This is a genomic window from Tenebrionibacter intestinalis (assembly GCF_016632365.1).
Classification (GTDB): domain Bacteria; phylum Pseudomonadota; class Gammaproteobacteria; order Enterobacterales; family Enterobacteriaceae; genus Tenebrionibacter; species Tenebrionibacter intestinalis.
Window position 1 is genome coordinate 1 of the sequence record NZ_JAEPBH010000187.1, and the last position, 389, is coordinate 389.

1 pseudogene is annotated in these 389 nt (G+C 50.9%); it reads left to right on the forward strand.

The features are described from left to right. Nucleotides 1-93: 93 nt before the first annotated feature. Nucleotides 94-389 (forward strand): annotated as a pseudogene (locus JJB97_RS18415) (IS4 family transposase); the annotation flags it as partial.

The window sequence follows — 389 nt, forward strand, 5'->3', positions numbered from 1 at the left end:
CTGAGGAATCCCCAGTAATGGGCGGGTAAAAAAGGACGGGCATAGAGTTTTGTGATCTACTGGTTGTGCTAACAATTCAGGGAGATCACCTCTATGCCCGTTCGTTCATTATGCCAGAAGTTTTTCCGTGATGCTCTGGCTCCATTTCATCAGTACCGCCAGCGTGCCATCCTTGACGCCACTGCTGCGCTCAGTCGGGGCGCATCCCTCACCCTTACCAGCATTGGACGCTATCTGCCCGGCAATGCTCAGGTAAAAAACAAGATTAAACGCATCGATCGCCTGCTGGGCAATGATGCTTTACACCGTGATATTCCGGCTATTTTTCATAACATTACCCGGCTTCTGACCCGAGACCTTACGTTGTGCGTCATTGCTGTTGACTGGAG